The 5,117-nt window shown below is 71.4% G+C and carries 4 protein-coding genes; all 4 read left to right on the top strand.

Annotation, left to right across the window (positions count from 1 at the left end; translation table 11 throughout):
* Positions 1–3,239 (top strand): tetratricopeptide repeat protein (locus M0R80_31295; protein MCK9464128.1); only part of this gene is annotated, 3,239 nt, incomplete at its 5' end.
* Positions 3,233–3,814, top strand: a complete 582-nt coding sequence (locus tag M0R80_31290) for a DUF374 domain-containing protein (GenBank protein ID MCK9464127.1) — start codon at positions 3,233–3,235, stop codon at positions 3,812–3,814. The genes M0R80_31295 and M0R80_31290, both read left to right, overlap by 7 nt.
* A gap of 75 nt (positions 3,815–3,889) precedes the next feature.
* Positions 3,890–4,171, top strand: coding sequence for a PqqD family protein (locus M0R80_31285; protein MCK9464126.1), 282 nt, complete (start codon positions 3,890–3,892; stop codon positions 4,169–4,171).
* Complete coding sequence (locus M0R80_31280) at positions 4,161–4,988, top strand: radical SAM protein (protein ID MCK9464125.1); 828 nt, start codon at positions 4,161–4,163, stop codon at positions 4,986–4,988. The genes M0R80_31285 and M0R80_31280 overlap by 11 nt, the downstream gene beginning before the upstream one ends.
* Positions 4,989–5,117: the final 129 nt, after the last annotated feature.

Here is a 5,117-nt window from a genome sequence, read left to right as displayed (position 1 = left end):
CCGGGGCGTTGGCGGCGTGGGGCGCCGTGCTCGACGAGGACGGTCGCGACGCGGCCGCGCTCGACGCCCTCGACCGGCTGTACGCGGCGAAGGAGATGCCCTCCGATCTGCTCGAGGTGCTCAAGACGAAGAAGGAGTGCGCCGGCGATCAGTCGCTCCGCGTCGAGCTCGGCATGCGCATCGGCCAGGTCGACGAGCGGGAGCTCGGCGATCTGGACGGCGCCATCGAGAGCTACAGCAACGTGCTCTCCGAGCAGCCGACACACGCCGGCGCCATCGAGGCGCTGGAGCACCTCGCCGCGGACGTCTCGGTCCGCAGGAGGGCCGTGGACGTGCTCGAGCCGCTCCACAGGGAGGCGGCGCGCTACGACAGGCTGGCGACGATCCTCGAGCTCAAGCTCGAGATCCTCGACAACCCGGCGGATCGCCTGGACGAGATGATGCGCCTCGCGGAGCTGCACGAGACCGGCCGCGCCAAGCCCAAGGCGGCGTTCGAGACTTACTCCCGCGCGCTCGCGGAGGATCCGTCCCGCACGGACGTCATGGCCGCGCTCGAGAGGCTCGCCGGCAGCGAGGGCATGTGGAAGGAGCTCTCCAAGGTCTACGAGGCCCGCGTGGAGAACATCTACGATCCGGCGCTCGAGCGCGCGCTCCTCGTCCGGCTCGGCGACATCGAGGACATGCACCTCAACGACGCCAAGGGCGCCATCCGGGCGTACCGGCGCGTCTTCGACGGCGGGGAACGCGACGCGCGCGTCCTGTCCGCGCTCGACAGGCTGTACGAGCGCGAGCAGGAATGGCCGGCGCTCGAAGAGGTGCTCGAGGCGGAGATCGAGGCGGCCGGTGATCAGCCCGAGAAGTGCAGGCTCAGGCTCCGCCAGGGCGTGCTCAGGGAGCGGGAGTTCGGCGACTTCGCCGGCGCGATCGCCGTCTACGGCGACGTGGTGCAGGCGGCGCCGGAGAACGACGAGGCGGTCGCGGCGCTCGAGGCGATGCTCGTGCGCGACGAGTTCGTGAACGACATCGTGGAGGTTCTCTCCACGGTCTACGACGTCCGCGAGGAGCGGCACAAGATCCCGAAGCTGTTCGAGGCGAGGCTGCGGGTGGCCGGCGACGACGACGAGCGGGTCCGGCTCCTGCGCGAGCTCGCGATCCACCAGGAGCAGGGGCTCGGCGATCCGGGGACGGCCTTCGACGCCCTCGGGCAAGCGTTCCGGATCGCGCCGGACGAAGGCGCGCTCATCGAGGATCTCGAGCGGTTGGCGGACGAGCTCGGCAGCTGGGTGGCGCTCGTCGAGATCGCGCAGGGCGTCCTCGGCACGGGCAAGCTCGAGCCCGCCGACGAGGTGGAGCTCGGCTTGCGCATCGCGGCGTGGGCCTCTTCGAAGGTCGGCGATCCGCGGCTCGCCGAGGCCCGGTATCGGGCCGTCCTCGAGCGAGAGCCCGAGCACCTCGGAGCCTTGACCGCGCTCGTCGATCTGCTGCGCGATCTCGGCCGGTTCGAGGATCTGCTCCCGATGCTCGGGAAGCAGGCCGAGGTGACGTACGACGTCGCCGAGAAGAAGACGATCCTGTTCCAGGCCGCGCGGCTCGCCGAGACCGAGATCGGCGACGCGGCGCGCGCCATGGCCTCGTACCGCGAGGTGCTCGAGCTCGACGAGGGGGACGTCGAGGCGATGGACGCACTGATCCGGCTCGCAGAGCAGAAGGGCGAGTTCGCCGAGCTCGTGCAGATCCTCCTGCGCCGGGCGCGGCAGACGATGGACGTCGGCCTGGCCAACGAGTTCCGTCACCGCGCGGCGGCGCTGTACGTCGGGCCGGTCGCGGAGAAGGAGAAGGCGGTCGAGGTCTACCGCGAGGTGCTCGAGAACGAGCCCTCCGATCCGGGCGCCCTGTCGCAGCTCGAGATCCTGTACGGCGAGCTCGGGAGGAACGACGACCTCAGGGATCTCTTCCTGCAGAAGCTCGACAACGCGTCGCGGCCGGCCGATCGCGTCGAGGTGCTGCGGCAGCTCGCCGCGCTCTCGGAGCGGAAGTTCGACGCGCTCGACGACGCGATGGGGTTCCTCAAGGATCTCCTGATGACGGAGCCGCGCGACGCGGCGGCCGCGGAGGAGCTGAAGCGCCTCTACGCGAAGACGGAGCGGTGGGACGATCTCGTGGAGCTGCTCGAGGGCGAGGCGGATCGCGCCCGCGAGGCCGGCGACACGGCGCAGGAGCTCACGCTGCTCGTGCGCGTCGGCGAGATCTGGGACGGGCAGCTCGGCGACAAGGACCGCGCGACGTCCATCTACGAGCGCGTCCTCGAGCGCGATCCGGAGCACACGCGGGCGCTCGCGGCGCTCGCCAAGCTGTACGAGGCGGGCGGCGACTGGGAGAAGGTCGCCGAGGTGCTCCGCAAGGCCGCGGCGGCCGGCCGCGGCGGGCCGGACGAGGCCGAGGTGCACTTCCGCCTGGCGCGGCTGCACGAGAAGCAGCTCGGCGACGAGGAGTCCGGCTTCGCGGAGCTCAAGCTCGCCGTGGCCGCGCACCCCGGGCACCTCGAGGCGAACCGCGCCCTCGCTGCCGCGTGCCGCAAGCGCGGGGACAACGAGGGGCTGCTCGAGGCGATGATGCGCGAGGAGATGCACCTCGAGGACGCGGCCGCGAAGGTGGCGCTCCTGACCGAGATCGCGAAGCTGCAGACGGGCACGCTCGGAGATCACGCGAGCGCGGTCGCCACGCTGGAGCGCGCGCGCTCCCTCGCGCCCTCGAGCACGCCCATCCTGCTCGCGCTCGGCGACGCCTACGTCGCATCGGGCCGCGGGGACGACGCGATCCCCGTGATCGAGGCGCTCATCGAGGCCGAGACGGACGGCGGCAAGAAGCGCTCCAAGACCGCGGCGGTCTACCACCAGCGGCTCGCCAAGGCGTACCTCGCGCGCGGCGACCGGGACAAGGCGCTCGCGAACCTCGAGGCCGCCTACAAGCTCGACCTCGCGAACACCGAGGTGCTCATCCGCCTCGGCAAGCTCTACTACGAGCAGGGCAATCTCGATCAGGCGGTGAAGCTGTTCCGCGCGCTCCTGCTCCAGAAGTTCGACCCCTCGGCGGGCGCCTCGAAGGCCGACATCTACTGCTTCGTGGGCGAGATCTCGCTCAAGCAGGGAGACGCGCGCAAGGCCAAGGGTATGTTCCAGCGCGGCCTCGACGAGGACAAGGGCCACGAGAGGTGCAAGGCCGGCCTGGCGCAGTGCTGAGGGCGCTCGCGGCGCTGTTCGGAGTCGTCGTCATCCGCCTCCTCCGCGCGACGTGGCGCGTGCGGCTCTCGGGCCCGGCGCCGCCCTACCGGGACGGACCCGTCGTGTTCTGCTTCTGGCACGGCCGGCAGGCGGGGCTGTTCGCGCACCCGCGCCCACGCCCGGTCGCGGTGCTCGCGTCGCGCTCCCGGGACGGGGCGCTCCAGGCCCGCATCCTCGCGCGGCTGGGGTTCGACGTGCACCGCGGATCCTCGAGCCGTGGCGGCGCGTCGGGCCTTATGTCGCTCGTACGCGCCGTGCGGGGAGGCGCGGACGCGGCGTTCGCGGTCGACGGCCCCCGGGGGCCCGTGCGTCGTGCCAAGCCGGGCGCCGTCCTCGCGGCGAGGGCCGCGGGCGCGGCGATCGTACCTATCACCGTGCGGGCGTCGCGGCAGTGGGTGTTCACCGAGGCGTGGGACGGGTACGCGCTCCCCAAGCCGTTCGCCGCGGTGGAGATCGTGCGCGGCGGCGCGCTCCCGGCCGTGTCCGCGACCGCCACGGAGATCGGCGCGGCGCTCGACGCCTTGGAAAGGTGACGCGGCGGACTCGCACCGGCGAAGTGCACCGGCGCGGCTTTGGTGTAGACTATCCGCGTGGACCGGGACAAGCCCATGAAATCGAGCGCCTTCGCCTGGCGCGTCATAGGAGAAGAGGCGGCCCTCGTGCCCGTCGCGGGCAAGCGGGACGACCTCGATTTCATCTTCGTGCTGAACGAGGTCGGGACCCTGATCTGGACCCTCATGGACGGGCAACACACGGCGGCTCAGATGATCGAGGAGATCGTCGCTCGCTTCGAAGTGAGCGAGGAGGAGGCTGCGCGGGATCTGGAAGCCTTCCTGGCGGAGCTCGAAGGCTTCGGCGCCGTGCAGGAGACTCGACCGGATGCGCTGTGAGCCGCGGGCGGAGGGGCGGTACGGGGAGTTCGCCAGGCGGGCCCTCTCGACCGCGCTGCGCGATCGCGTCCCTCTGAGCGGGACCGTCGAGATCACGGCCGCGTGCAACCTCTCGTGCTCGCACTGCTACATCCCCCGCGACATCCCGGGGCACCGAGATCTGACGGCGGATCAGTGGTTCGGCGTCCTCGGGCAGCTCGCCGACGCGGGCTGCCTGTGGCTGGGGATCACCGGCGGCGAGCCGCTCCTTCGGAAGGACTTCTGGGCCATCTACGACAGGGCCAGGGACCTGGGGTTCCTGATCTCGCTGCTGACCAACGGGACTCTCATCGACGACGAGGCCGCCGATCGCCTGGCCGCCGCTTCGCCCCTGATGGTCGAGATCACGGTGTACGGCGCGAGCGCCGGGACCTACGAGCGGGTGACCGGGGATCCGCGGGCGTTCGAGTCCGTGTCGGCCGCGGTGGACCGCCTCGTCGACAGGGGGATCCGCCTGACCCTCAAGGCCACCTTGACCGAGAGGAACGTCGACGACTTCGACGCCATCGAGGGGATGGCGCTCGCGCGCGGTCTTCCGTTCCGCTTCGACGGTTTGATCAACTCGCGGATGGACGGCGACAGGGCGCCTGTCGCCGAGCGCATCGCCCCCGAGCTGCTGGCCCGGCTGGAGATGGGCAGCCCCGAAAGGCTGGCGAGGTGGGAAGCGGCGCGGGACCACCAGGAGATGACGCGCGGCATGTCCCGCACCGCCTTCGCCTGCGGGGCGGGGCGCAGCTCCTTCGTAAAGGCTCGCCGTACCCCGTCTTGCGATAGCTGACCATCCCGAGGACGATCCCACCTCCGACGAGGAGGTGCGCGATGCGCGTGACGGTCGACCAGTTCCGGAAAGAGGCGATGAAGCGGAAGCGCGGGGTGCGGCGCGGGGCGAGCGAGTACCCGGCCGCGC

The sequence above is a fragment of the Pseudomonadota bacterium genome (genome assembly GCA_023229365.1).
Taxonomy (GTDB): Bacteria; Myxococcota_A; Polyangia; order JAAYKL01; family JAAYKL01; genus JALNZK01.
The sequence above is the reverse complement of the archived record's forward strand: the minus strand, read 5'-3'. Positions and strand labels throughout refer to the sequence as shown.